Origin of the sequence: Kribbella sp. NBC_01510 (genome assembly GCF_045040325.1) — a bacterium.
Classification (GTDB): Bacteria; Actinomycetota; Actinomycetes; order Propionibacteriales; family Kribbellaceae; genus Kribbella.
The window spans coordinates 645,861-668,439 of record NZ_CP109418.1 but is presented as its reverse complement, the minus strand read 5'-3'; the positions used below and the strand labels follow the sequence as shown (position 1 = coordinate 668,439).

Here is a 22,579-nt window from a genome sequence, read left to right as displayed (position 1 = left end):
GCGCCTGGTGCAACGGGCGGGGGCCTAGGACAGGAAGTGGTGGGCTGGGGCAGGTTATTGCCTGTTCACGCCCCCGGCTTCCCGTCCAGGCCCCCGATCCGCCGACCCCGGCACGCCGCCTCGGGCACCCTGCGAGTGTCTGGCTCAAGACCTCCGCTCAGGGCTTGATCCGGGCTTTATCAGGGTCCTCACCGAGCCTTGGTCGATATATCGTTCAGTCTTATGGAGAACCTGCCCGACCGCCCGCATCCGCACGCGCATCTCCGCGCGTCCGACATCGATCGCGACCAGGTCGTCGACGTACTGCGGGATGCCCTGATGTCGGGGCGGTTGTCACAGGACGAGCATGCCGACCGGCTCGAGCTGACGCTGCAGGCGAAGACCCTGGGCGAACTCGAGCCGATCACCCGCGACCTCCTCGTCCCCGGTCAGGCCGCGCCGGTGCCGGCCGCGGTGCCGGTGCCGGTCGCGTCGAACGGCCGGGTGCCGATCGAGGAGCCGGCGAACCCGGCGGAGAGCTTCGACACCATGCTGGCGATCTTCGGCGGTGGTGAGCGGAAGGGCCGCTGGCGGGTCAAGCGCCGGACCAACGCGGTAGCGGTCTTCGGCGGCCACGACCTGGACATGACCGACGCGGTGTTCGAGGGCCGCGAGGTGACGATCTGGGCGTTCGCGGTGTTCGGCGGGATCGACATCACCGTCCCCGAGGGCGTCAGCGTCCGCAACGAGGGCGTCGGCATCTTCGGCGGATTCGCGGCGCGCGGCAGCGAGGACCCGGACCCGAACGCACCCACCGTCGTGGTGAAGGGCCTCGCCCTCTTCGGCGGCGTCGGCGGCCAGTCATCCGCCAAGCGCTACAAGAAGAAGGACAAGGGCCGCGGCCACCTGGGGCATTGAATTCGGGTGCGGTGGATAGCCTTCGACCATGACCGGCCAGCCGTTCGTCCCCTCCGACTTCGTCGTCCCCACTGAGCTGATCACGCCGCGGTTCCGGCTGGAGCCACTCGGCCCGGAGCACAATGCCGCCGATTACGCCGCGTGGACCAACAGCATCGGCCACATTCGCGCGACCCCGGGCTTCGAGGGCAGCTGGCCGCCGGTCGACGGCATGAGCACGGACGCGAACCTGGCCGACCTGCAGCGTCACGCGGCCGATTTCGCCCAGCGCCGAGGATTCACCTACACCGTGCTCGAGGCCGGCACCGACGACGTGATCGGTTGCGTGTACATCTATCCGTCCCGCAACGACGAACACCTCACCGATGTTCGATCGTGGGTCCGCGCCGACCGGGCCGAGTTGGACGTGGCTCTGTACGAAGCCGTCAGCACCTGGCTGGCCACGTTCTGGCCGTTCGCGACGATCGACTACGCGTCCCGGTGACTCAGATCCAGGACTTGAACCACATTCGGCTGAGCCAGTCGGGGTGTGGGAGGACCTTGTCGGTCAGGATCGGCCAGATGTAGGCGAAGTTCAGCACCACGAGTACGACGAACGCGCCCACCACCGCACTGCCGATGAGTCTTCGTGGCGTCGCCGTACCCAGCGCGGCTCTGGCCGGCCCGAGGATCTTGCCCAGCACGAGCGCCAGCGCCATCACCGTGAACGGGATCATCGTCACGGCGTAGAAGAAGAAGATCGGTCTGTCGTCGAACGCGAACCACGGCACCCAGCAGGTGATGTAGCCGACGATCGGTACGCCGAATCTCCAGTCGCGCGAGCCGATCCACAGCACCAGGGCCGCGATCAGCGCGAGGGCGCCGCCCCACCAGAGGATCGGGGTCCCGAGGGCGGAGACCACCGACAGGCAGTTCGTCCCGGCCGGCGGGTTGCAGCCCGGCGTACCGGCCTTGATGTCGTTGACCGCGTCGAACCCGATCGGGCGGGCGATGATCGGCCAGCCGGCCGGGTTCGACTGGTAGGGGTGGGTGGCGTGCTTGATGTAGTCGCCGGTGTGGAAGGCGAGCACTTCCTGGTGGTAGTGCAGGAGTGAGCGGAAGTCGTCGGGGACGACCTTCATCACCCCGTGCGCTGGGTTCTTGGATGCGTAGTCGTGGTCGTAGGCGTTGTCGTGCAGCAGCCAGCCGGTCCAGGTCGCGAGGTAGGTGACGAGCGCGACCAGCACGATGCTGAAGAACGCCGGGATGCCGTCGACCAGCACCGACTTCACGAACGCGAACCGGACGCCGAGCGCGCGCCGGGCACCGAAGTCCCAGGCGAAGACCAGGATGCCGAAGCCGGCCAGCACCCAGATCGCGGACCACTTGGTCCCGCAGGCGAGACCGAAGCAGATCCCGGCCAGGATCCGCCACGGGCGGAACAGCAGCCAGCGGCCGACGGTACGGCGCTCGCCGTCGGGGACCGGGGTGTCGAGGGTGTCGGCGTGCCGGCGGCGGGTCCAGTCCCGGTCGGCGATCAGGCAGGAGACCGCGGCGACGATCCAGAACGCCAGGAAGATGTCGAGCAGGGCGACCCGAGACATCACGAAGTGCAGGCCGTCGACGGCGAGCAGCAGGCCGGCGATGGCGCCGATCAGGGTCGACCGGGCCATCCGGCGTACCGTCCGGATCACCAGCAGCACGGTCAAGGTGCCGAACAGGGCCGGCATGAACCGCCAGCCGAACGTGTTCATCCCGAACAGCTGCTCACCGGCGGCGATCATCCACTTGCCGACCTCGGGGTGCACGGTCAGGCTCGGGGTGGCCTTGAAGACGTCCAGATTGCCGCTCAGGATCGCCTTGTCGGCGGCGCCTTCCGGCTGGTCGATGAACTGCCGGGCGTAGCCGAACTTGAGCAGGCTGAACGCGTCCTTGGCGTAGTACGTCTCGTCGAAGACGAACTTCACCGGGTTGCCCAGGTTCCAGAACCGCAGGATCGCCGCCATCGCGGTGATCGCCAGCGTCGCGATCCAGCCGCCGTCGAAGTCCTTCGGCATCGGCGGGTACAACCGGTCCTTCAACGGCGGCAGCCGTCTCCCGAGCACGTCCCGCCCGAGCGTCTCCAGCCCGTCGGCAGCGTCACTCCGCCGCGCAGTCCCGTCCTCGATCACAGCAGCCACGCCCGCCATGGTACGGACGCCCCGGTACCACCGCCTCCCCGCGTGGGTTCCGGGCGGCTGGGATGATGGCCTGGTGACCGGGCGATTGGTGTTGGCGGGGACCCCTATTGGGGACGTGGGGGATGCTTCGGCGCGGTTGGGGAGGGTGCTGGCGGAGGCTGATGTGGTGGCCGCGGAGGACACCCGGCGGTTGCGGCGGCTGACTTCTGAGCTGGGGATCACGGTCGGTGGGCGGGTGGTCAGCTACTTCGAGGGGAACGAGCGGGAGCGGACTCCGGAGCTGCTCGAGGCGCTGACGTCCGGCCAGACCGTGGTCGTGGTGACGGATGCGGGGATGCCGAGTGTTTCGGATCCCGGGTATCGGCTGGTGGCCGCGGCGATCGAGGCCGGGGTCGACATCACGGCGGTTCCGGGGCCGTCCGCCGTACTGACCGCGCTGGCGCTGAGCGGGCTGCCGGTGGATCGGTTCACGTTCGAGGGGTTCCTGCCGCGGAAGCCGGGGGAGCGGGCGCGGCGGCTGGGCGAGCTGGCGGACGAGCCGCGGACGATGGTGTTCTTCGAGGCGCCACACCGGCTCACCGCGTCTCTCGAGGCGATGGCGGAGGCCTTCGGTGCAGACCGTCGTACGGCGGTCTGCCGCGAGCTCACCAAGACGTACGAGGAGGTCAAACGCGGGCCCGTCGCCGACCTGGTGACCTGGTCCAAGGACGGCGTACGCGGGGAGATCACCGTCGTGGTGGCCGGTGCGGACCCGCACAAGATCCTCACCCCGGAGGACCTGGCCGCCGAGGTCGCCACCGACGAGGAGGCGGGCACACCGCGTAAACAGGCCATCGCCGACGTCGCCAAGCGCTTCAACGTCCCGAAACGGACCGTGTACGACGCCGTACTGGCGGCCCGAGACCCCGGTAAATAGCACTGGCGTCCGGCACTACCCTTTAAGGCATGTCCGAGAAGGCCTATTACGTCACCACCCCGATCTACTACGTCACGGCCCCGCCGCACATCGGCAGCGCCTACACGACGGTGGCCGGGGACGTCCTGACCCGTTGGCACGCCCAGCGCGGCGAGCGCAAGTGGTACCTGACCGGTACCGACGAGCACGGCGAGAAGGTGATGCGCAGCGCCGAGGCGCAGGGCATGTCCCCGCAGGCGTGGACGGACAAGCTGGTCGAGGAGGCCTGGAAGCCGGCCTGGGTCGACGTCGACATCGCGTACGACGACTTCATCCGGACCACCGAGCAGCGGCACACCGAGCGGGTCCGCGAGTTCTGGCAGACGCTGTACGACAAGGGCGACGTCTACAAGGGCGAGTACGAGGGCCTGTACTGCGTCGGCTGCGAGGAGTTCAAGCTCCCCGCCGACATCCGCACCGACTCCGACGGCACCCAGCGGTGCATGATCCACGGCACCGAGCTGGAGACGGTCTCGGAGACCAACTACTTCTTCCGGCTCTCGGCGTACGCCGACAAGCTGCTGGAACTGTACGAGTCGCAGCCCGACTTCGTGGCCCCGGCCAGCGCCCGCAACGAGGTGGTCGCGTTCGTCAAGCAGGGCCTGCAGGACCTGTCGATCACCCGCTCGACCTTCGACTGGGGCATCCCGGTGCCGTGGGACGAGGACCACGTCCTGTACGTCTGGATCGACGCGCTGCTGAACTACGTGACGGCCGCGGGCTACGGCACCGACCCGGAGCGGTTCGAGGAGCTGTGGCCGGTCGACGTGCACCTGGTCGGCAAGGACATCCTCCGGTTCCACGCGGTGATCTGGCCGGCGATGCTGATGGCGGCGGAGGTCGCCGTACCGAAGCAGGTCTTCGCGCACGGCTGGCTGCTGGTCGGCGGCGAGAAGATGAGCAAGTCGAAGCTGACCGCGATCGCGCCGCACGAGATCACCGACCACTTCGGCTCGGACGCGTTCCGGTACTACTTCCTGCGGACGATCCAGTTCGGGTCGGACGGCTCGTTCTCCTGGGAGCACCTCAGCGCGGTCTACACCTCCGAACTCGCCAACGGCCTGGGCAACCTGGCCAGCCGGATCGCGGCGATGGTCGGCAAGTACTTCGACGGCGCGCTGCCGGAGCCCACCGACCACGGACCGGCCGAGCAGGCGCTCGCCGACAAGCTCGCCCAGACGGTGGCGATCGCGGACAAGGCGATCGACACGCTCGCCTTCCAGGACGCGCTGGCCGCGATCAACGACCTGGTCGGCGCGGTCAACGGGTACGTCACCGAGCAGGAGCCGTGGAAGGTGGCGAAGGACGAGTCCCAGCAGGCCCGCCTGGCCACGATCCTCTACAGCGCGGCGGAGGCGCTGCGAGCGGTCGCCGTACTGCACAACCCGACGATGCCGAAGACGTCCGCGAAGCTCTGGACCCTGCTGGGCGCCGAGGAGAAGCTCGGTTCGCTGAAGGACCAGCGGGTCCAGGACGCCGGCACGTGGGGCCAGCTCCCGGCCGCCGCCACGCTGACCAAGGGCGACGCGCTGTTCCCGCGGCTCGAAGAGGCCTAGACCTAGACCTGGACCGCGGCCGTCGCGTGGTAGAGCGCGGCGGCCTGGGTCCGGCTGGTCACGGCGAGCTTCGTGAGGATGTTCGCCACGTGGAACTTCACCGTCGACTCGCTGATGTGCAGCTCGTCGGCGATCGAGCGGTTGCGCTGCCCCTGGGAGAGGCGTTCGAGGACCTCGAGCTCGCGGGTGCCCAGCGCGGCCAGCGGGTCCGATGTGATCGTCTGGGGCTGGGCGGTCTCGTGCGCGTGCAGGGTGATCCGCGGGGTCAACCCCCAGCCGGGGACGGCGTCGAGATCCAGGTCGTCCTCGTGCAGGCGGAGGCGCTCGGCCAGCTGGCCCAGGTCCAGCACGTCCTCGAGCCGGCCGGGGCCGTCGTCGCGGACAGTGGCCTGGAGATCCGTCCCGGTGCACCGCCAGCCGACGCGGATCCGCCGTACGCGTTCCTGGGTGAGCATCGCGAGGACCACGGACCGGACGGCGACGCGGGCGCGGTGGGCGACCCCGGCCGGGATCAGCCGATCGTTGCTGGGGGCATCCAGTTCGAGGTCGACCGGCCCGTGCCGGAGCAGGGCGCGGAGCGAGTCGGCGAGTCGCTCGAACGCCTTGCCGGCCGGTTCCTCGCCGCTCCACACCCGGTCCCGCTGGGTGTCGGTGCGCAGGTCGGCCAGGCCGTTCAGGGCGAGCTCCACGGCCGTCGAGCGGGCCGAATCAGCGTCGACCCGCTGGTTCCGCAGTACGCCGAGAAGCGTGGCGAGCGTGGCCGCGTGGGCCTCACCGAGCTCGGCGGCGAGGTCGGCGCGGGCCTTGGCCACGGCCCGGTTCTGCGCCAGGGCGCCGGGCTCGCGTTCGAGGGTCAGCTGGTACATGTGCGCGGTGATCAGGTCCCACAACGGCTGGAGCGTGGCGGCGGCGTCCGTCGGCGTCTCGTCGGACCGGATGAAGACGACCACTGATCCCCGCGGCGCCCGGTCGCTGGCGACGGCCAGGACAGGGTGGGGCGCGCCGGCGATCGGTACGACGCCCTGCCACGGGTGACCCGCGGTCACGGTGCCGAGCAGGCCGGCCAGGTCGGCGCCGGTGATCGCCTTGGCCAGCACGGGCTCGCCGTGGGTCGTGATCGGGGTGGATGCGCACTGGGAGGCGAGCTGGGCAACGGCACGATGCGGGATCAGCTCGGCGGTCGCGGCCGATAGCCGGACCAACAGATCGTCGGTGGGCCCGTCGATGATCTGCGCCGCGGCCGCCAGCACCTCGTCTCCCATGTCGTTCAGGGTACGGCGGTTGATGCGTCCACCCGAGCCCGTCTTTCGGACGGTGGACAACCATCCGTTCGGCCAGTCGGGAATGCCCGGACACCCGCGAAGCTTGATTGAAGCATCAACCAATCGATGGAGGCGCAGCATGCGAGCGGTGGTTTTCGAGGAGTTCGGCGGTCCCGAGGTGCTGCGGACCGAGGATGTGACCGAGCCGCACGCCGGCCCCGGACAGACCCGGGTCCGGGTTCGCGCGGCCGGGGTGAACCCGATCGACTTCAAGGTCCGCCGCGGCTGGACCAAGGGGTTCATCGACGTGACGTTCCCGGCCACGCCGGGGCTGGAGGTCGCCGGGGTGGTGGACGAGGTCGGTGAAGGCTCGGAGTTCGCCGTCGGTGACGAGGTCGTCGGCTGGTCCACGACCGGGTCCTACGCCGAGCACGCGCTGGTCGGCAACGTCGTACGCAAGCCATCCGGCGTGAGCTGGGAGCAGGCGGTCGGGCTGCCCGTCGCGGGTGAGACGGCGCAGCGTGTCCTGGACGAGCTGCAGCTGAAGGACGGCGAGACCCTGCTGCTGCACGGCGCCGCCGGCGCGGTCGGCTCGATCGCGGCCCAGCTCGCCAAGACCACGGGCGCCACAGTCATCGGTACGGCGTCGCCCGCCAACCACGACTTCCTGCGCTCGCTCGGCGTGATCCCGGTCGCGTACGGCGAGGGCCTGGTCGACCGGGTCCGCGAGGTCGCGCCGCAGGGCATCGACGCGGTGTTCGACACCGCCGGTCAGGGCGGCCTGAAGGAGTCGATCGAACTCCGCGGCGACACCGACCGCATCATCACGATCGCCGACTTCGCCGCCCAGGAACTCGGAGTCGCGGCCTCCATGGGGTCGAGCGGAACCCCGGAGGAGATCGCCGCCGGCCTGACCAACCAGCTGCGGGCCGCCGCCGCCGGTAATCTCCAGGTCCGCATCGCCCAGACCTTCGCCCTGGCCGACGCCGCCAAAGCCCAAGAACTCAGCGAATCCGGCCACGCCCCCGGCAAGGTCGTCGTACTCCCCTAGTGCCGCGCCAAGCAACGTTCGGTAGGTAACCGGGACGACCGCTCACGACGCCGAGGAGGAGGTGTACCGACGGGCGGGTAGTAGTCGGTCGCCTTCGGCATGGTCGGGGTGGTTCACGTGGGGCTCGGGTCAGGGTTGGTGGGTGGCTTCGACTACTACCCGTCCATCGGTACGGCATCGGCCTGGAGGTCCGTCATCTGGTGAGACAGCAGGTCCCGGCATCCGGACCGAAGGAGCCAGCCGTCGTGGGTTCAGACACCTACTGGTGGGCCGAGACAGGAAATATCAGGTCGCGACCCACCACAGCCTGTCTCAGGTCCCCACGACTGGCCGGCGTATCCAGGTATCCGACACCCGCGAACCTCTGCTCATTGGATGCGTGGACGGGGGCTTCAGGACGCCAACGCCGTGGTGGCGTTCCGCCGGCCGCCGGTACCGCTGCCTGCGTCGAGATGACACTGCTGTTCACCAGCGCCCTAGACGTAGGCGAACCGCGACGACGGTGTTGGTACGTCGGCCACTCGTGGGTCCCAGCGGTCGACGAAGTTCACCCCGGGCGGGATCTCGACGGAGGCCGTCGAGGTCCAGCCGCGGGCGAGGGTCGGGAAGTCGGGGACGTCCGGGTGGTAGTGCGGCTTGCCGGTGCCGAGGAGGTCGCGGGCCATCGGCGCGCTGACGGCCTGGTACCGGAAGTCGGCCGACAACCGCAGCTGCTTCGTCCGGTTGGGCATCGCGCCGTGCACAGTGAGGCTCCCGAACAGCAGCACGTCGCCTGGCTGGTACGACGTCGTCCGCCACTCCGGATGGTTCTCGTCCGCCTCGGCCCGCATCATCCCAGGCCCGTCCGACGCCCTGACCGGCAGTACGCCGAGCCGCGGCGAGCCGGCGAACACACGAAGCCCACCGATCTCCGGCGGCGCCGCACTGAGTGGCAGCCAGGTCGTCAAGGTGTCGATGCAGCCCTGGATGAATCGGTAGTCCTGATGGATCGGGGTCGGATTGGCCCCGGGCGACGGCGGCGCGATCCGGCAGATATGCGCCGGATGCGCGAACGCCTCCTCGCCCAGCAGCCGCGCCGCCAGAGTCAGTAGCTCGGGACGCACGGCCAACTGGTGGAACGCCTGCGTGCTCTGGATGGCGGTGTACGCACCGAAGAACCCGGGCGATCCTTCCTCCACGGCCCGCTCCGACGCGACCAGCTCCTCCGGCGCGGTGCCGGGCGCGAGCCAGTTGCTGTCGTGCAGAATCCGGGCGAGCTGGTCGCGTACGTCGCCGATCACGTCGTCCGGCAGCAGCCCACGAAAGAACAGATAGCCATCCTCAGCCAGCCGCCCCCGCAGCACCGCCGCATCGCTGAGTGCGCCGGATGAGTCGGTCAGATCCTTCACTTGTCGTTTCCGATCTTGTCCATCGCTGCGGCGATGGCGGCGACGTCGGTCTTGTGCAGGTAGAGGTCGTTCACGGTCTTGTTGATGTCGGCGACCTTCCCCGTCCAGCCCTCGGCGATCGGCATGTTCACCGTGCTGGAGGCGGCCGAGTCGAGGAACGGCTGGACGTCGATGCCCTTCTTCTTCCAGTACGCCGTGTAGCCCGCGCCGGCGTTGTTCAGGGCCGGGATGATGTAGCCGGCGTCGCCCATCAGCTTCTGGGCCTTCTCCGAGCCGAGGAACGCGACCAGCTTGCCGGCCTGGTCCGGGTGCTTGGTCTTGGCGAACATCCCCTCCGCGAGCCCGTTGATCACGACCGTCCGGCCCGACGGCCCGGCGGGCATCGCCGCGACGCCGATCGGGAACTTCACCTCCGGCAGTGCGAACGGCAGCAGCGCGTTGTTGGCCGGGAACATCGCCACCTCGCCGCGGTAGAACATCTCGGTCGCCTGACCCGTCGGCGGATTGGTCCGGGTGCCGTCGGGGGAGAGGTGCCACTGGAAGATCAGGTCGCGGGCCCACTGCAGCGCCTCGACCGATTTCGGCCCGGCGAAGTCGAAGGTCCCGTACGGCTTGTCCATCGCGTGACCGCCGTTGGACGCGATCCAGTTCAGCCACTGGGTCTGGCTGTGGTTCCAGGAGCAGAACCCCCATTGCTTGCTGCCGACAGTCAGCTTGCGCGCGAGTTCCTCGAAGGTCCCGGAGCCGTCCGGAGCCCAGGTGAGCTTGTCCGGCATCGTCACCCCGGCTTTGGCGAACAGCGTCTTGTTGTACAGCAGGCCGACGATGCCGAGGTCCTTCGGCATCCCCAGTTGCTTGTCCTCGAACTTGTACGACTGGACGACGTTCGGATGGTACGAGTCGAGCTTCAGCCCGGCCTTCGCGATCAGATCGTCCAGGGGTGCGAGCACGCCCTTGCCGGCCAGGTCGGGGAAGCTGTCGACCGTCAGCCAGAACACGTCCGGCGCCTCGCCGCCGGCCAGCTCGGTGGTCAGCTTGGTCCAGTACTGGTCGTACGGCAGGACCTCCATCCGGACGGTGATGTCGGGGTTCTCGGCGGTGAACGCGGCGAACACCGCCTTGTAGCCGACCTCCTGCTGCTCGTCCCACAGCCGGTACACGAGCTCGACCTTGCCACTGCCACCGCCACCGCTCGCGCCGTCGGTCGAACCGCATCCGGCCAGCGCGAGCACACTGCCGGCACCGATCAGGAATGTCCGCCGGGAAAGCTTTCGAGACATCAGATCCTCCGAAGTTACTTGAGCCCGGTGACCGCGACCGAGCGGACGATGAAGCGCTGGAAGACGACGAAGAGCACCAGCAGCGGCAGCAGCGCGATCAGGCTGCCGGCCATCACGGCGTTGTAGTCGACGCCGATCTCGCCCTTGAACAAGGCGATGCCGACCGAGAGCAGCCGCTTGTCCTCGCTGCTGGTGATGATCAGCGGCCAGAGGAAGCTGTTCCAGTTGGCGACCACCGCGAGGGTGGTGACGGTGACCAGGATCGGTTTCGACAGCGGCAGCACGATCGACACCAGCGTGCGGACCCGGCCGGCGCCGTCGATCCGGGCCGCGTCCTCGAGGTCCACCGGGATGGTGCGGAAGAACTGCCGGAGCAGGAAGATCGCGTACGGCGTCCCGAGCATCGTCGGCAGGATCAGGCCGGCCCAGGTGTCGACCAGCCCGAGCTTCTGCATCATCAGGTACAGCGGGATCATTGTGACCACCGGCGGCACCATCAGCGTGGACAGATACACCCAGAACAAGGCGTCCCGGCCCGGGAACGACAACCGCGCGAACGCGTACGCCGCGAGGATGGCGAACACCACCTGGCCGGCGGTGATCCCGGCCGTGACCAGCACGGTGTTCACCAGGTAGCCGCCGAACCCGGACGCGAACAGCCGGTGGAAGGCGGCCGTGCTGGGCGGCAGTCCCGGTTCCCAGGGCATCGTGTCCGACAGTTGCCCGGGGCCCTTGAACGCGGTGAGCACGGACAGGAAGTACGGGAAGATCGCGAACACACAGCCGGCCACCAGGACGGCGTATGTGAAGAGGCGGAGTTTCATCCGGACACCTCGTAGGTCGTTCGGCGCTCGAAGTACACGAACTGTGAGATCGTGGCGATCAGCACCACCGCGAACAGCAGCACCGAGATCGTCGAGGCGTAGCCGAAGTCGAACTTGCGGAACGCCTCGTCATAGATCAGGTACGTCGCCACCTCGGTGCTGTCACCCGGGCCGCCCTCGGTCATCACGAAGATCGTGTCGAAGGCCTGGAACGAGCCGATCACGTTGGTGATCAGCACGAACAACAGCGTCGGCCGCAGCAGCGGGAGCGTGATGGCGAAGAAGTGCTTGATCGGGGAAGCGCCGTCGAGCGAGGACGCCTCCCGCAACGACTGGGGAATGTTCTGCAGGCCGGCCAGGAAGAACAGCATGTTGTAGCCGGCGAACTGCCAGATGTGGACGGCGGCGACACTCGGCATCGCCAGCAGCGGTGACGACAGCCAGGCCGGGCCGTCGATCCCGAAGAGGCCGAGGAACTGGTTGAGGGCACCCCGGGCGGGATCGAAGATCCAGGTCCAGACCAGGCCGAGCGCGACCGGGGTCGCCATCCATGGGATCACCAGCAGCGCCCGGAAGTACTTCATCCAGCGCAGTTTCCGGTCGACCAGCAAGGCCAGTAGCAGCGAGAGGATCGTGGTCCCCGGCACGCAGATCAGGACGTAGTACAGGGTCACGAGGAGCGAGTGCCAGACGGCGCCGTCGGCAACCAGTTTGCGGTAGTTGGCCAGGCCAACGAATTCCGGGGTCGACAGCAACTTCCAGTCGAACAGGCTGAGCGCGATCACGATCAGCACGGGCGCGAGCAGGAAGCCGATGACGCCGACCAGACTCGGTGCCAGCAGGGTGTACGCGGCCAGCGTCTGCCGGTACCGGCCGGGCCGACGGGTACGGCGCGGCGCCGGCCTAAGCATCGGGATCCTTCAGCGGATGCGGCCGCGGCGAGCTCGGGGTGAGCAGCTCGCGGGTGCGATCGAGGCCCCAGCGGTCGAGCTCGGCGATGGGGTCGCTGGACATCCGCAGCCCGGGGCCGGCCTCGATGTGGTCGGCCCACCGCTCCCGGTCCTGGACGTCGGGGCGCACGATCAGGCAGTCGGAGTCGTTCGCCCACCACCGGCCGTGCAGGAACTCGCGTGCCACGGAGGTGGACCGTGCGCCGCGCTGGCCCGGTTGGCTGATGTCGCCGGACGGCGGCTCGACCAGCGGGTCGGTGTCGGGAGAGATCCGCATGCAGTCGACCAGCCCGAGACTCGGCAGGATCGGGGCGCCGCAGCCGTGCAGGATCCGGTTGGGCCCGACGGCTTCGCGCAGCAGCCGCATCCCGTGCCGGTACGCCGCAATGCCATCGAGCTCCTCGTGTCGCAGGCCCTCGATCGCGCCGGCGTACACGAAGTCGAGCTTGAAGTGGTCGTAGCCCTGCCGGCACAGCTCGGTGAACACGTCCTGCAGGTGCCGCGCGGCGCCGGGGTGGGTCACGTCCAGAACCAGTTGCTCCTGGCCCCAGTTGGTGCCCGCGGTGATCCCGGGGACAAGCCACTCGGGATGCCGGCGGGCGGTCTCGCTGTTGCTGCCGACCAGGAACGGCGCCACCCAGATCCCGGCCCGGCGGCCGCTCGAGCGGATGTCGGCCGCCAGCCGCACGGTCGATCCGAAATCCTCGCGTGGGGTCAGCCAGTCGCCGATCTCCGCTTGGTACCCCTCGTCGAGCAGGACCAGGTCGACGCTCAGGTCGTGCTGGTCGAACTGCCGGACGTCGGTCATCACGTCCCGCTCGGTGACCTTGCCCCAGTACGCGTACCAGCTGCACCAGGCCGGCCCGAACACCCGGACCGCGGAGTGCGCCGTACTGGCCGCGAAGGCGTCGGCCCAGTCGGCCAGGGCCTGGTTCGGGTTGGCGTGGGTGCTCGTCGTCACCTCGACCTCACCGTCGGCCGAGATCACCAGCCGGCCGGGCTCGACCTCGCAGCGGATCGACGGGACCGCGTCCGGAGTACTCGCGGCAACGACAGCCACCTCGCCGCCGGTCGCCACCGCGAGCAGTCCTTCGCCCTGGAACCGGCCGGCCGTCACGCCCGGGCGATACGCCATCACGTGGTGGTTCGGCGCGGTCGGCCGGGGCGGACTCGCCCCGAGCCGGTACCACCCGCTCGGGCTCCACGACTGCCAGCCGTGCTCGAAGACCAGCGTGTCGGCGTCGTGCCCGAGCTCGGCGACGGTACTGAAGCCCACGGGATCCTCGATTCGCTGGGTGTGCAGGATCTTGCTGCCGTGCAGGTAATCTTGGGGCGTCCGCGAAGGGGAGGCCATGAAGGAGCCTGCTGACTCTGAGCACGATCTTGCTACCCAGATCTTGATCGAGCTCTACAGCGAGATCCCGCCGCCGAGCAAACTGGTCACCGGTCACTTCCACAGCGGCGGCGACTACCGGGTCGTCCGACCGGACGGTGTGGGCAGCTGGTACCTGCTCTACACCGCGGCCGGCACCGGCCGGTTCCAGATCGGTGGAGACCAACTGACACTGGGCCACGGGGACCTCGTGCTGGTCAGCCCCGGCACCGAACACGACTACGGCACGGTCGGGACGTTCTGGGAATCCTGGTGGGCGCATTTCCAGCCCCGGCGGGAGTGGCACGCATGGTTGTCGTTGCCGCAGGCAATGCCCGGCCTCTCGTACGTGCGACTGGCCAGATCGTCGGAGACGGACCGGGTGGTGTCGGCGTTCGACCGGTTGCACCGCGACGCGCAGCGGGCCGGCCTCTCACCGACCGGTGACACCGAGCTGCACCTACTCGAGAAGAGTGTCGCGGTCGAGCTGACCATGAACGGGATCGAGGAAGTGCTGCTGACCGCGGTCGCCAGCCTGCGCCGGAACACCCAGCACCTCGACGCCCGCGTCCAGCTGGTCCTCGACGCGATCACGGCCGATCCCGCGCGACCGCACACCCTCACCTCGCTGGCCGGGCTCGCGCAGGTGTCGGTCTCCCGGCTCGCCCACTTGTTCAAAGAGCAGGTCGGCGACTCGATCATGAACGTGGTCGTGGCGCTGCGGCTGCAGCGCGCGGCCGAACTGCTCGGCGCGACCGACATGTCCGTCGCGCAGATCGCCCGTGCGGTCGGGTTCGACTCACCGCACTACTTCAGCCGCCAGTTCGGCCGCCGCTTCGGCATGTCCCCGACCAGCCACCGCACCGCAGTCAGGAACCCGGAGCTGGAGCTGTACTGAGCAGATAACCCGTCGCCCGGGTGGCCGACCGGCTTCTACAGTCGACGCATGACGAGCATCTTGTCCGCCGTGGCCTGGCCGTATGCGAACGGTCCCAGGCATATCGGCCACGTGTCCGGCTTCGGCGTACCGTCCGATGTGTTCAGCCGGTACCTGCGGATGGCTGGTCACGACGTGCTGATGGTGTCCGGTACGGACGAGCACGGTACGCCGATTCTCGTGCAGGCGGAGCAGGAAGGCGTGAGCCCGCAGGAGCTCGCCGACCGCTACAACCGGGTGATCGTCGAGGATCTGCACAGCCTCGGCCTGTCCTACGACCTGTTCACCCGGACCACGACCCGCAACCACTACGCCGTCGCCCAGGAACTCTTCAGAACCCTTTACCGCAACGGATATCTCATCAGCAGGACGACGATGGGCGCGATCTCGCCGTCCGCCGGCCGCACCCTGCCCGACCGCTACATCGAGGGCACCTGCCCGATCTGCGGGTACGACGGCGCCCGCGGAGACCAATGTGACAACTGCGGGAACCAACTGGACGCGATCGACCTGATCAACCCGCACAGCCGGATCAACGGCGAGACGCCGGTGTTCGCGGAGTCGGAGCAGTTCTTCCTGGACCTGCCGGCGCTGGCCGATCAGCTGGGCGCCTGGCTGCAGACCCGCACCGGGTGGCGGCCGAACGTGCTCAAGTTCGCCCTCAACCTCCTCGACGACGTCCGGCCGCGGGCGATGACGCGCGACATCGACTGGGGCATCCCGGTGCCGCTGCCGGGCTGGGAGGACAATCCGAACAAGCGGCTGTACGTCTGGTTCGACGCGGTCATCGGCTATCTGTCCGCCAGCATCGAATGGGCCCGGCGGTCTGGCGACCCGGACGCCTGGCGCAAGTGGTGGTGCGATCCGGAGGCCCAGTCTTACTACTTCATGGGCAAGGACAATATCACCTTCCACGCCCAGATCTGGCCGGCCGAACTCCTCGGCTACAACGCCTCGCCCGGGCAGTACGGCGTACTCAATCTGCCGACCGAAGTGGTGAGCAGCGAGTTCCTGACCCAGGAGGGCAAGAAGTTCTCGTCGTCCCGGTCGGTGGTGATCTTCGTCCGCGACGTGCTGGAGCGGTACGGGCCGGACGCGTTGCGGTACTGGGTGTCGGTCGCCGGGCCTGAGACGCGCGACGCCGATTTCACCTGGTCCGACTTCGTCCGGCGGAACAACGACGAACTCGTCGGCACCTGGGGCAACCTGGTCAACCGGACCGCGTCGATGATCGCGAAGAACTTCGGAGCGATCCCGGCGGCCGGTGAGCTGACCGCGGCCGATCGTGACCTGCTTGCCGGCAGCAAGGAGGCGTTCGGCACTGTCGGCGACCACCTGCGGCACCAGCGGCTGCGGACCGCCATCGGGGCGGCGATGCGGAACGCGGTCGACGCGAACCAGTACCTGTCCCAACAGGCGCCGTGGAAGGAGCCGGACCCGGAGCGGAAGGCGACGATCCTGCACGTCGCCGCTCAGGTGGTGGCCGATAGCAACCGGCTGCTCGCGCCGTTCCTGCCGCACTCGGCCCAACGCGTGCACGAGGCACTCGGTGGGACCGGGACGTTCCTGCCACAGCCCGAGGTCCGCGAGGCCGACGACCTCGACGGCGGCGCGCCGTACCCGATCATCACCGGCGACTACACCGCCCAACCACGCTGGGCGTCCGAGCTCGTCGTACCCGGCACACCGGTACGACCCCCCAACCCGATCTTCGCCAAGCTGTCACCGGATGTGGTCGAGGAGGAGCTGGCGCGGCTCGGTTGACGCTTTCTTACAAGCGCGTAAGTGGCGGCGGTCGTACGGTCAGGGGTGAGAGGAGTTGAGGACGATGACAAACTACCTGGCGACCGCCGAGACCGATATCGCCGCAGCGCCCGAGCGGGTGTGGGATGTGCTGACCGATCCGGAGCAGCTGAAGGAGTTGTGGTTCGGGGCCGAGGTGAAGACGGACTGGCAGCAGGGGAGTCCGATCACCTGGAGTGGCGAGTGGGAGGGGAAGCCTTATCAGGACAAGGGCGAGATCCTCGAGGTCGACCCCGGGCGGCTGCTGAAGCTGACGCACTACAGTCCGCTCACCGGGCAACCCGACGTACCGGAGAACTACCACACGCTGATCTACACGTTGGACGGCGATGGTACGGCGACCCACTTGAAGCTCACGCAGGACAACAACGCGAGCGAGGAGGAGGCCAAGCACTCCCAGGGGATGTGGGAGATGCTCGTCGCCAAGGTCAAGGAGGCTGCCGAGGGTCAGTAACCTATGGCCTATGGCTGCTGATGGTGTGGAGGTGGACCGGCCGACCCGGGAACGGGCCGCGATCGGGGAGGACGGCAGGTCGCGGGACCGGACCCGGCCGGCGCTGCCCGACCCGCTGCCGATGAGCGTGGTCGACGCGCACTGCCATCTCGACATCGCCGACGGCGAGGACGGCGCCTGGCTGAGCCCGGCCGAGGCGATCAAGCTGGCCTCGTCCGTCGGCGTCACCCGGATCGTCCAGGTCGGCTGCGATCTGCCGGGCGCGGTCTGGGCGGTCGAGGCCGCCGAGCAGTACCCGAACCTGATCGCCGGCGTCGCCCTGCACCCGAACGAGGCGCCGAGGCTGAAGGCCGCCGGCGAGCTCGACAGCGCACTGGCCGAGATCGAGCGGCTGGCGGCCGGCGCGGACAAGGTCCGGGTGATCGGTGAGACCGGGCTGGACTACTTCCGCACCGGCGAGGACGGCCGCGCCGCGCAGCACGAGTCGTTCGCCGCGCACATCGAGCTGGCGAAGCGGCTGGACAAGACGCTGATGATCCACGACCGGGACGCGCACGACGACATCCTGCGGATCCTGGACCGCGAGGGCATGCCGGACCGGGTGATCATGCACTGTTTCTCCGGCGACACCGAGTTCGCCCGCGAGTGCGTCAACCGGGGTGCCTTCCTGAGCTTCGCCGGCGTGGTGACGTTCAAGAACGCCCAGTCCCTGCGGGACGCGCTGGCCGTGACGCCGCTCGACCGGGTGCTGGTCGAGACTGACGCGCCGTACCTGACGCCGTCCCCGCATCGCGGTCAGCCGAACGCGTCGTACCTGATCCCGCACACGGTCCGGAAGATGGCCGGCGTCCTGAACATCTCGGTCGCCGAGCTCTGCGATGCTCTGAACAACAACGCGAATCGCGCCTTCGGCGGCTCATGGTGATGGTCCTGACCGATGCCGACATCCGGGATCGGTTGACGGCCGAGGACGCCGTCGCGTGGACGCGGGAGGCGATCCTCGCCGCGCACACCGGGCGGTTGCACACGCCGCCACGGGTGCACACGGAGCTGGCTGGCGGGAATCTCGTCTTCACCACCGGCGCGCTGACCGGGGAGTGGTACGGCTACCGGTCGTACGACACCTTCCCCACCGATCCCGGCGGCCAGCTGGTCGTCGTCCACGACTGGCACACCGGCACGGTGCGTGGTGTTGCTGTGGGCAACGAGCTCGGACCGCGCCGGGTCGGGGCGATCGGTGCGGTCGCGGTCGGCGCACTGGCTCGTGCGGACGCCACGACGCTCGGGCTGGTCGGCGCCGGCACCCAGGCGTGGACCCAGCTGTGGGCGATCGCCACCGTCCGCCCGCTGACCTCCGTCGCCGTCTTCAGCCGCGATCCGGTCCGCCGGAATGCCTTTGCTGCAAGGGTTTCCGAGGAGTTCGGACTGCCCACGGCCGGCGTCGCGTCGGCCCAGGAGGCGGTCGCCGGGCGGGACATCGTCGTACTCGCGACCAACAGCCCGGTGCCCGTGATCGAGGCCGACTGGGTCGCGCCGGGGGCGTTCGTGACCACGCTCGGGCCGAAGCTGATCGGGCGAGCCGAGTTCGGTCCGGGCCTGATCGCCCGGGCGGATGTCGCGGTGACGGACTCGATCGACCAGACGCGCGCGTACGACCCACCGTTCGTGCTGGTCGGCACGCCGCAGCACGACCGGCTGATCAGCCTCGGCGCGGTGCTCGCCGGCGACGCCGCCGGCCGGACCTCCCCGCACCAGATCACCGCCTTCTGCTCCGTAGGCCTGGCAGGCACCGAGGCTTACCTGTTGGCGAAGCTGGTTTCGTGACCTGGAGGTCGGCGACGACGTCGGGTGACACCGCTGGTAGACACATCTCATGGAGTTCAGTGAGGTGGTCCGGCGACGCCGGATGGTGCGGAACTACGACCCGGATCGGGCGGTGCCGGACGAGCTCCGGGAACGCATCCTGGAGAACGGGTTGCGGGCACCGTCCGGCGGGTTCACGCAGGGGTGGGCGTTCCTGACGCTCGAGGGCGACGATCGGGAGCGGTACTGGCGGATCGCGGCCGAGGACGCCGACGAGAAGTATGTGGAATGGCTCACAGGGCTGCGCCGCGCGCCGCTGCTGATCCTGGCCTTCGCGCACAAGGACGCCTACCTCGATCGGTACGCCGCCGCGGACAAGGGCTGGACGGACCGTGACGAGGCCCGCTGGACCGCGCCGTACTGGTACATCGACACCGCGATGGCGGTGCTGCTGATGCTCCAGACGGTGGTCGACGAAGGCCTGGGAGCGTGCTTTTTCGGGCCTCGTGCGGACAAGGTGGGCCGGTTGCTGAAGGAGTTCGGCGTACCCGAGGGGTTCGACCTGATCGGGCTGCTGTCGGTCGGCTACCGGGCCCCGGACAGGCGGTCGCCGTCGCTGCGGCGCGGCCGCCGGACCACCGCCGAAGTGGTGCACCGAGGGCAGTGGGGCCATCACCTGGCGTAACGGCCCCATTACACCTTTTTACGACTCGCCGACGAGGGGATTGGCGTATCCGGGACATCTTCGTTACTGTCTCGTGATGTTGGCCGGGATCGGGGAAGATTCCGGGCAGCACAACCCCTCGGCGGGATAATGGATTCCGGGCAGCCAGTCCGGCGTTCGCGATCGGTGCCTGTGCTGTCCCACCCCGTGCCCGGGTAGCCCTACCTGGGAGCGTTAGTGCGTAAGTCCATCATCGTGGCCGTCGGTGCGACGGCTGCGTTCGCCGTTGCGGGCGGCTCCGTGGCATATGCCGCGAAGAGCAAGACGGTCAGTGTCTCCGTCGACGGCCAGGTGCAGAAGGTGCACACCTTCGGCTCCACCGTGGCAGACGCCCTGAAGGCCGAGAAAGTTCAGGTCGGCGAGCACGACGTCGTCGCGCCCGCGCCGGACTCGAAGCTGAAAGATGGTCAGGAGATCGCGGTGCAGTACGGCCGCCAGCTGACCGTCGACGCCGACGGCACCAAGAAGGCCTACTGGACCACGGCCGACACTGTCAGCGAGGCACTCGCCGACCTCGGTCTGCGGTACGACACCGGCGCGGTCTTCTCCACCAGCCGCAGCGCGCCGCTCGGGCGCCAGGGCCTGGAGCTCGTCGTGAAGACCCCGAAGACCGTCCAGATCGTGCGACAGGGCAAGGTCGCGACGATCAAGTCGATGGCTGCGACCGTCGGCGAGGCGCTGACCGCGGCCAAGATCGTCTGGGACCGGGACGACCGGATCAGCCCCGCGGCGGCCACCGTGCTCAAGCCGGGAGTCAACCGGGTCGGGTACGTGAAGGTCGACGTCAAGAAGGTCACCAAGACCGAGGCGATCGCCCACGGCACCGCCGAGACCAAGTCGGCGACGCTGGAAGTGGGCACCAAGAAGACCGCCGCGAAGGGCGTCAACGGCGCGAAGTCGGTGACGTACGTGCTCACCTACCTGGACGGCAAGCTGACGACCACCAAGCTGCTCACGTCGACGCTGGTCACCGCGCCGGTCGACGAGAAGGTCCTGGTCGGCACCAAGCCGAAGCCGGCGCCGCCGACGACCGACACCACCCCCACTCCCACCACGCCGCCGTCCACCGGTGGCACGAGTGCCTGGGACCGGATCGCCGCGTGCGAGTCGGGCGGCAACTGGGCGGCCAACACCGGCAACGGGTACTACGGCGGCCTGCAGTTCGACCACGGCACCTGGGCGGCCTACGGCGGGACGGCGTACGCCAGCAATGCCAACGGCGCGTCCAAGGCGCAGCAGATCGCGATCGCGGAGAAGGTCAAGGCCGACCGCGGTGGCTACGGCGCCTGGCCTGTCTGCGGCCAGAAGGCGTAGTGCAAGACTGACGGGGTGACCCCGTCTGATTCATCCACTTCCGCCGGACCGAGACTTCTCGGTCCGGCGGAAGTGCGTTCACTGGCCGCCGCGCTCGGGGTCCGCCCGACCAAGCAGCGCGGCCAGAACTTCGTCATCGACCCGAACACCGTCCGCCGGATCGTCCGCGCGGCCGAGCTGGACGACGGCGAGACCGTGCTCGAGGTCGGCCCGGGTCTCGGGTCGCTGACCCTGGCGCTGCTGGCTGACGGGCACCCGGTGACCGCGGTCGAGATCGACCCGCTGCTGGCGAAGGCGCTGCCCTCGACGATCGCGACGTACGCGCCGGATCAGGCGGGCATGCTGACCGTGGTCGAGGCCGACGCGATGACGGTCGGACCGGAGCAGGTCGGGTCGCCGTCGGCGTGTGTGGCCAACCTGCCGTACAACGTCGCCGTACCGGTCCTGCTCCATCTCCTGGCCATCTCGCCGTCGCTGCGGCACGGGCTGGTGATGGTGCAGTCCGAGGTAGCGGACCGGCTCGCGGCCCCGCCCGGTTCCCGGACGTACGGCGTACCGTCCGCGAAGGCGGCCTGGTACGCCGAGGTGCGGCGGGCCGGGCCGATCGGGCGGAACGTGTTCTGGCCGGCGCCGAACGTGGACTCCGGGCTGGTCGCGTTCGAGCGCCGGGACCCGCCGAAGACGGCGGCGAGCCGGGAGGAGGTGTTCGCGGTGATCGAGGCGGCGTTCTCGCAGCGGCGGAAGACCGTGCGGTCCGCGCTGGCCCGCTGGATGCCAGACCGCGAGCGGCTCGACGAGGTGTTCCGGGTCACGGGGATCGACCCGAAGCTGCGCGGGGAGATGCTCGGGATCACCGACTTCGCCGCGCTCGCCGGCGCCGGTCGGCCTGACTAAGGCACTAGCCTGTGCCCGTGCCACCTTCCTTTGAGGTCACGGTGCGGTCGCCGGCCAAGATCAATCTGGGTCTGTCGGTCGGTCCGCCGCGCCCGGACGGGTTCCACCCCGTCGCCACGGTCTACCAGGCCGTTGCCCTGTACGACGATGTCACCGCCGTGCTGCGCGACGACGACGGTTCGATCTCGGTGGAGGTGGTCGGCGACTTCGCGAACGACGTACCGACCGACGACACGAACCTCGCGGTGCGGGCGGCGTTGCTGCTGCAGGCGGAGTACGACGTCGAGGAAGGCGTCGCACTGACCATCCGCAAGACGATCCCGGTCGCGGGCGGGCTGGCGGGCGGATCCACTGACGCGGCAGCGACTTTGGTGGCGTGCAATCGGTTGTGGGGGCTGCAACTGTCGCAGACCGAGTTGCGGAACCACGCGGCCGAGCTGGGCAGCGACGTGCCGTTCTGCCTGGTCGGTCACACCGCGCTCGGCCAGGGACGGGGCGAGCAGGTCACCGAGGTGATGTCGCGCGGGACCTTCCACTGGGTGTTCGCGATCGCGGACAGCGGGCTGTCCACGCCGGCCGTCTACGGCGAACTGGACCGGCTGCGTCCGCTCCGCCGGGTCGAGGCGCCGCAGGTGCGCCCCGAGCTGATGTCCGCGCTGCTCTCCGGTCAGCCCGGCGCCCTCGCGGTTGCCCTCAGCAACGACCTCCAGGCCGCGGCGCTGTCGCTGCGCCCCGAGCTCGGCGATACCCTCCAGTTCGGCCTCGACCAGGGCGCCCTCGCCGCCCAGATCTCCGGCTCCGGCCCGACCTGCCTCTTCCTCGCCGCGGACAGCCGCAGCGCCGTCGACCTGGCCGTCGAACTCGCCGAATCCGGCCTCTGCCGCATGGTCCGCCAAGCCGAAGCCCCCGTCCCCGGCGCCCGAATCCTCCCCGCCACCGTCACCCGGTAGAGGTAC

General features: G+C 69.1%; 21 protein-coding genes. 14 read left to right on the top strand and 7 right to left on the bottom strand.

Annotated elements, in window-relative coordinates:
• Nucleotides 1–222 precede the first annotated feature (222 nt).
• Nucleotides 223–897 (top strand): DUF1707 domain-containing protein, encoded by a 675-nt coding sequence (locus tag OG558_RS03315; RefSeq protein ID WP_405068883.1) that lies wholly within the window; start codon nt 223–225, stop codon nt 895–897.
• A 28-nt stretch (nt 898–925) separates the two neighbouring features.
• Nucleotides 926–1,381: a GNAT family N-acetyltransferase gene (locus tag OG558_RS03310; protein ID WP_405068882.1), complete on the top strand. Its 456-nt coding sequence runs from the start codon at nt 926–928 to the stop codon at nt 1,379–1,381.
• 1 nt (nt 1,382) lies between these two features.
• Here OG558_RS03310 and OG558_RS03305 read toward each other — a convergent pair whose 3' ends face one another.
• Nucleotides 1,383–2,933 carry a dolichyl-phosphate-mannose--protein mannosyltransferase gene (locus OG558_RS03305; RefSeq protein WP_405072105.1) on the bottom strand — a complete coding sequence of 517 codons (1,551 nt, stop codon included), beginning with the start codon at nt 2,931–2,933 and terminating at the stop codon, nt 1,383–1,385.
• 196 nt (nt 2,934–3,129) lie between these two features.
• Here OG558_RS03305 and rsmI point away from each other — a divergent pair, with 196 nt between their 5' ends.
• Nucleotides 3,130–3,972: a 16S rRNA (cytidine(1402)-2'-O)-methyltransferase gene (gene rsmI, locus OG558_RS03300; RefSeq protein WP_405068881.1), complete on the top strand. Its 843-nt coding sequence runs from the start codon at nt 3,130–3,132 to the stop codon at nt 3,970–3,972.
• 29 nt (nt 3,973–4,001) lie between these two features.
• Nucleotides 4,002–5,567 (top strand): methionine--tRNA ligase, encoded by a 1,566-nt coding sequence (gene metG, locus OG558_RS03295; RefSeq protein WP_405068880.1) that lies wholly within the window; start codon nt 4,002–4,004, stop codon nt 5,565–5,567.
• Nucleotides 5,568–5,569: 2 nt separating this feature from the next.
• On the opposite strand, the gene OG558_RS03290 is transcribed toward metG (OG558_RS03295), so the two are convergent.
• Nucleotides 5,570–6,829, bottom strand: coding sequence for a LuxR C-terminal-related transcriptional regulator (locus tag OG558_RS03290; RefSeq protein ID WP_405068879.1), 1,260 nt, complete (start codon nt 6,827–6,829; stop codon nt 5,570–5,572).
• 139 nt (nt 6,830–6,968) lie between these two features.
• Here OG558_RS03290 and OG558_RS03285 point away from each other — a divergent pair, with 139 nt between their 5' ends.
• The gene (locus OG558_RS03285; protein ID WP_405068878.1) at nt 6,969–7,880 is read left to right on the top strand and encodes an NADP-dependent oxidoreductase; all 912 of its coding nucleotides are present in this window, start codon (nt 6,969–6,971) and stop codon (nt 7,878–7,880) included.
• Nucleotides 7,881–8,356: 476 nt separating this feature from the next.
• Here the strand turns inward: OG558_RS03285 and OG558_RS03280 are convergent, their stop codons facing one another.
• From OG558_RS03280 to OG558_RS03260, 5 genes are read right to left on the bottom strand one after another with little or no spacing between them, the layout of a single operon-like run.
• Complete coding sequence (locus OG558_RS03280; protein ID WP_405068877.1) at nt 8,357–9,268, bottom strand: phytanoyl-CoA dioxygenase family protein; 912 nt, start codon at nt 9,266–9,268, stop codon at nt 8,357–8,359.
• The gene (locus OG558_RS03275; protein ID WP_405068876.1) at nt 9,265–10,548 is read right to left on the bottom strand and encodes an ABC transporter substrate-binding protein; all 1,284 of its coding nucleotides are present in this window, start codon (nt 10,546–10,548) and stop codon (nt 9,265–9,267) included. The genes OG558_RS03280 and OG558_RS03275 overlap by 4 nt, the downstream gene beginning before the upstream one ends.
• A gap of 14 nt (nt 10,549–10,562) precedes the next feature.
• Nucleotides 10,563–11,372, bottom strand: a complete 810-nt coding sequence (locus OG558_RS03270; protein ID WP_405068875.1) for a carbohydrate ABC transporter permease — start codon at nt 11,370–11,372, stop codon at nt 10,563–10,565.
• Entirely contained in the window at nt 11,369–12,283 is a 915-nt protein-coding gene (locus OG558_RS03265) for a carbohydrate ABC transporter permease (RefSeq protein ID WP_405068874.1), read from the bottom strand. The genes OG558_RS03270 and OG558_RS03265 overlap by 4 nt, the downstream gene beginning before the upstream one ends.
• Nucleotides 12,276–13,598: a glycoside hydrolase family 36 protein gene (locus tag OG558_RS03260; RefSeq protein WP_405068873.1), complete on the bottom strand. Its 1,323-nt coding sequence runs from the start codon at nt 13,596–13,598 to the stop codon at nt 12,276–12,278. The genes OG558_RS03265 and OG558_RS03260 overlap by 8 nt, the downstream gene beginning before the upstream one ends.
• Nucleotides 13,599–13,674: 76 nt before the next feature.
• Between OG558_RS03260 and OG558_RS03255 the strand changes: the two genes are divergently transcribed.
• From OG558_RS03255 to OG558_RS03215, 9 genes are all read left to right on the top strand, one after another.
• Complete coding sequence (locus OG558_RS03255) at nt 13,675–14,592, top strand: helix-turn-helix domain-containing protein (protein ID WP_405068872.1); 918 nt, start codon at nt 13,675–13,677, stop codon at nt 14,590–14,592.
• Nucleotides 14,593–14,640: 48 nt separating this feature from the next.
• Nucleotides 14,641–16,395 carry a methionine--tRNA ligase gene (gene metG / locus OG558_RS03250; protein WP_405068871.1) on the top strand — a complete coding sequence of 585 codons (1,755 nt, stop codon included), beginning with the start codon at nt 14,641–14,643 and terminating at the stop codon, nt 16,393–16,395.
• Between the two features lie 64 nt (nt 16,396–16,459).
• Nucleotides 16,460–16,888 carry an SRPBCC domain-containing protein gene (locus OG558_RS03245; RefSeq protein WP_329481494.1) on the top strand — a complete coding sequence of 143 codons (429 nt, stop codon included), beginning with the start codon at nt 16,460–16,462 and terminating at the stop codon, nt 16,886–16,888.
• Nucleotides 16,889–16,898: 10 nt separating this feature from the next.
• Entirely contained in the window at nt 16,899–17,813 is a 915-nt protein-coding gene (locus OG558_RS03240) for a TatD family hydrolase (RefSeq protein ID WP_329481493.1), read from the top strand.
• A complete protein-coding gene (locus OG558_RS03235; protein WP_405068870.1) occupies nt 17,813–18,712 on the top strand; it encodes an ornithine cyclodeaminase family protein in 900 nt (299 codons plus the stop codon). The genes OG558_RS03240 and OG558_RS03235 overlap by 1 nt, the downstream gene beginning before the upstream one ends.
• A 49-nt stretch (nt 18,713–18,761) precedes the next feature.
• Nucleotides 18,762–19,376, top strand: a complete 615-nt coding sequence (locus tag OG558_RS03230; RefSeq protein ID WP_405068869.1) for a nitroreductase family protein — start codon at nt 18,762–18,764, stop codon at nt 19,374–19,376.
• Between the two features lie 216 nt (nt 19,377–19,592).
• Nucleotides 19,593–20,729 (top strand): ubiquitin-like domain-containing protein, encoded by a 1,137-nt coding sequence (locus OG558_RS03225; protein ID WP_329481489.1) that lies wholly within the window; start codon nt 19,593–19,595, stop codon nt 20,727–20,729.
• 72 nt (nt 20,730–20,801) lie between these two features.
• Nucleotides 20,802–21,623, top strand: coding sequence for a 16S rRNA (adenine(1518)-N(6)/adenine(1519)-N(6))-dimethyltransferase RsmA (rsmA, locus tag OG558_RS03220; protein ID WP_329481488.1), 822 nt, complete (start codon nt 20,802–20,804; stop codon nt 21,621–21,623).
• Between the two features lie 11 nt (nt 21,624–21,634).
• On the top strand, nt 21,635–22,573 hold the full coding sequence (locus tag OG558_RS03215) for a 4-(cytidine 5'-diphospho)-2-C-methyl-D-erythritol kinase (protein WP_405068868.1): 939 nt from the start codon (nt 21,635–21,637) through the stop codon (nt 22,571–22,573).
• Nucleotides 22,574–22,579: the final 6 nt, after the last annotated feature.

Bases quoted from the DNA above. Each gene is read 5' to 3' on its own strand.
- OG558_RS03290 (WP_405068879.1), bottom strand. From the start codon at position 6,829: ATGGGAGACGAGGTGCTGGCGGCCGCGGCGCAGATCATCGACGGGCCC.
- metG (WP_405068880.1), top strand. From the start codon at position 4,002: ATGTCCGAGAAGGCCTATTACGTCACCACCCCGATCTACTACGTCACG.
- OG558_RS03235 (WP_405068870.1), top strand. From the start codon at position 17,813: ATGGTCCTGACCGATGCCGACATCCGGGATCGGTTGACGGCCGAGGAC.
- OG558_RS03230 (WP_405068869.1), top strand. From the start codon at position 18,762: ATGGAGTTCAGTGAGGTGGTCCGGCGACGCCGGATGGTGCGGAACTAC.
- OG558_RS03255 (WP_405068872.1), top strand. From the start codon at position 13,675: ATGAAGGAGCCTGCTGACTCTGAGCACGATCTTGCTACCCAGATCTTG.
- metG (WP_405068871.1), top strand. From the start codon at position 14,641: ATGACGAGCATCTTGTCCGCCGTGGCCTGGCCGTATGCGAACGGTCCC.
- OG558_RS03315 (WP_405068883.1), top strand. From the start codon at position 223: ATGGAGAACCTGCCCGACCGCCCGCATCCGCACGCGCATCTCCGCGCG.
- OG558_RS03305 (WP_405072105.1), bottom strand. From the start codon at position 2,933: ATGCCGAAGGACTTCGACGGCGGCTGGATCGCGACGCTGGCGATCACC.
- OG558_RS03270 (WP_405068875.1), bottom strand. From the start codon at position 11,372: ATGAAACTCCGCCTCTTCACATACGCCGTCCTGGTGGCCGGCTGTGTG.
- OG558_RS03310 (WP_405068882.1), top strand. From the start codon at position 926: ATGACCGGCCAGCCGTTCGTCCCCTCCGACTTCGTCGTCCCCACTGAG.
- OG558_RS03245 (WP_329481494.1), top strand. From the start codon at position 16,460: ATGACAAACTACCTGGCGACCGCCGAGACCGATATCGCCGCAGCGCCC.
- OG558_RS03275 (WP_405068876.1), bottom strand. From the start codon at position 10,548: ATGTCTCGAAAGCTTTCCCGGCGGACATTCCTGATCGGTGCCGGCAGT.
- OG558_RS03285 (WP_405068878.1), top strand. From the start codon at position 6,969: ATGCGAGCGGTGGTTTTCGAGGAGTTCGGCGGTCCCGAGGTGCTGCGG.
- OG558_RS03240 (WP_329481493.1), top strand. From the start codon at position 16,899: ATGGCTGCTGATGGTGTGGAGGTGGACCGGCCGACCCGGGAACGGGCC.
- OG558_RS03265 (WP_405068874.1), bottom strand. From the start codon at position 12,283: ATGCTTAGGCCGGCGCCGCGCCGTACCCGTCGGCCCGGCCGGTACCGG.